Origin of the sequence: Streptomyces apricus, assembly GCF_008369065.1 — a bacterium.
GTDB classification, from domain to species: Bacteria; Actinomycetota; Actinomycetes; order Streptomycetales; family Streptomycetaceae; genus Streptomyces; species Streptomyces apricus.
This window is the reverse complement of sequence record NZ_VDFC01000146.1, coordinates 1-2,951: the sequence shown is the minus strand read 5'-3', so window position 1 is coordinate 2,951 and position 2,951 is coordinate 1. Positions and strand designations below refer to the sequence as shown.

Annotated in this window: 1 protein-coding gene; it reads right to left on the bottom strand. The window is 80.3% G+C overall.

What is annotated here, in order from left to right; translation table 11 throughout:
• A partial coding sequence (locus tag FGF04_RS38640; RefSeq protein WP_408055726.1) for an FtsK/SpoIIIE domain-containing protein occupies window positions 1-2,380 on the bottom strand: 2,380 nt, incomplete at its 3' end.
• Window positions 2,381-2,951 lie beyond the last annotated feature (571 nt).

Genomic DNA, 2,951 nt, shown 5'->3' with positions numbered 1-2,951 from the left:
CCTGGACGCGCTGCTCTCGCCCCCGCTGGGGTCGCCCGGCCGGCCCGCCGCCGGTTCCGTCGTACAGGTGCACCCCGAGCCGCGCCCCGTCCCGGGCGACCGCCTCCAGGGCCCGTACGACGGAACCGGCGGCGGGCCGGCCGGGCGACCCCAGCGGGGGCGAGAGCAGCGCGTCCAGGTCGTCCACGACCACCACGAGCCGCGGCAGCGCCGGGACGGCGCGGGCCGCCTCCGCCTGGGCCGCCTCCGCGCGGGCGCGCGTCGCGGCGGGCCGCAGGCGCAGGGTCGAACTGGGCGGCGTGTCGAGGTCCGCCGCTCCGGCCTGGCCCCCCGGGGCCGCGCCGGACACGGAACCGGAAGCGGAACCGAGGCCCGCCCCGCCTCCCTGCCGCTGCGCGACGATCCGCCCCGCGCCCTGCGGCCGGGCGTGCCACTCCGTGAAGTCGAGCCGCCCCAGCAGCTCGGCCCGCCGCTTCAGCTCGGCGGACAGGGACTGCGCGAACTCCCGCATCCGTACGGGGTCGTGGGCGCCCAGGTGCGTCGTGACGTGGGGCAGGTCCGTGCAGACCTGGAGCCCGTCGCCGCGCGCCGCCGACCCGCCGCTGCCTCCGCCGCCCGTGCCGTCCCGGCCGTCGACCAGCACGATGCCCAGCCGGTCGGGCCGCTCCGCGGCGGCGAGCGACGCGGCGACGGCACGCAGCAGCTCCGTACGCCCGCTGCCGGGCGGCCCCTCGACCAGCAGGTGCGGGCCCTCGTGCGGGAGGTCCACGGCGACGGGGCCGCGCGGTCCGGCGCCGAGCACGGCCGTGACCCGGCCGCCCAGCGCCTCGGGATCGTCGGCGGCGTCCGCCCAGCGCGCCATCAGGGACGCCGGGGTCGCACGGGCCAGGCCCAGCTCGTCCAGCAGCCGGGCGCTCTGCGGCAGCGGCGCGGAGACCCGGGTGTGCCGCTCACCGGCTGCGTCGGTCCGCAGGGGCGCGAGCGCCCGCGCGAAGCGTTCCGCCCACGCCGTGGAGACGGCGTCCACCGCGGCGACCGTGCCGTGGCCGACGGGGCCGCCCGACATGCCGTGGCCCTGCGCGCCGGGTGCCACCCGCAGCAGCCGCAGGGCGGTCGCCACGTCACCGCTCAGCAGCGCGACGGCCCCGCACGCGCGGAACACGGGCGACACCGCGCACGCCGCCTCGTACGTGTCCGCCACCGGGGAGGAGGGCGACGCGGCCGGTGTCTCGGCGAGGCAGACGACGTGTATCCCGACCTGCGGGCCTTCGACCGCGAGCCGGGCCACGGCGTCGCGCACCGCGGCCGAACCGGGGTCCCCGTCCACCACGACGACGGTACGGGGACCGGTCCACCGGGGCCGCTCCGGATCGTCCGGCCGCGCCCAGGACGGCCGGTGCGCCCGGTCGCGCGCCTCGCCCGTCTGGATGCCGCTGCGGGGGAGCCCCAGATGGGTGGCGCCCTCGTCGCGGCCGAAGGGGTGGCTCCCGCGGGCCGGCGAGGTGGCGCCCGGGCCGGTGTCCGCCGGGTTCCTCGGGCGGGGCGCGAAGGCCCCGCTGTCGTCCGGGGAGGACCCGCCGGGACGGGGCCCCTCGTCCTCCCGGCCCCTTTCGACGGTCCGGCCCGTCTCCGTCAGGTGGTCCTCCAGGCGCCGGACCAGCTCCTCCGCGCGCGCCGCCGCCTGTTCGCGGTCGTAGGCGAGCAGGAGGCGGCAGTCCTGGCCGTGGGTGGGGCGCAGGTGCGGCAGCCAGCCGAGCCACGACCACTCCGCGGTGCGCTCCTCCAGGGAACGCGAGCGGTCCGTGCTGAGGAGGGTGATCTCCAGCGCGTCGGGGGAGTGCAGTGCGGCGAGCTGCGCCACCACCGCGCGCGCGAGCCCCGACAGGCGCTCGCGCGGCCCGGCCAGACCCAGCGCGCCGACCTCCCGCAGCCCGACGGTCACCGGTACGGCGGGCAGCAGGCCCGAGCCGTCGGACGTGCTGCGGTCCGCCGTGCCCAGCCGGACCACCAGCGCCTCCGGGTGCTTCGGCCCGCGCTCCCACAGCCGGGGCCCCGGACCCAGCGCCGCCAGCAGCAGCGCGGCGGGATCGGGCCACCGGTCGGGCTCGGGCACGCCGAGGGCGACGGGCTCGGCGAACGCCGTCTCGTACGGGTCGTAGGCGCCGTCCTCGCCGTCCTGGCCCTCGCCCCGGGCGCCGGCCAGGCGGCGGGCCCACGCGGAGAGCCCGCGCTTGCGCGCACCGCGCGGCACGGGCGTCCCCCGCAGCGGGGTGCCCTTCCGGCCGCCCTCACCGGGCTCCCGGACGTCGTCCGGGTCCTCCTCGCCGGATCCCGTGGAGCCGGTGTGCTCCGCCCGGGGCGCCCCGCCCTGGGCGGGCATCACGTGCGGTCCCGCGGACCGGTGCCCCTGAGCCCCGCCTTCGGCGGCGCCCCATCCGGCCGTGCCGTAACCGTGATGGGTCTCGGCGGACGGCGGCACGGCCCGCGGACCGGGGCCCTGGACGCCCTGACGATCCCCGGCCTCCCGGTCCCCGGGCCCCCGGTTCCCGCGCTCCCGGTCCCCGGCCTCTCGCCCTGCGGCGTCCCGGTACCCGGTCTCTCGGCCTGCGGCCTCTCGGCCCCCGGACTCCCGGCTCCCGGACTCCTGGTGCCTGGCCTCKCGSCCTGCGGCGTCCCGGTATCCGGCCTCCCGGCCTGCGGCCTCGCGACCCCCGGACTCCCGGTGCCTGGCCTCTTGGCCTGCGGCGTCCCGGTACCCGGTCTCCCGGCCTGTGGCCTCTCGGCTTCCGGGCTCGCGGTGCCCGGCTTCTCGGCCTGTGGCCTCCCGGCCCCTGGACCCACGGCCCCCGGCGTCCCGGTGCCCGACCTCTCGGCCTGCGGCGTCCCAGCCGCCGGAACCCCGGCCCCCGGTGTCCCGGCCCCCGGCGGGCGGGCCCCCGTCCCGCGCGCGC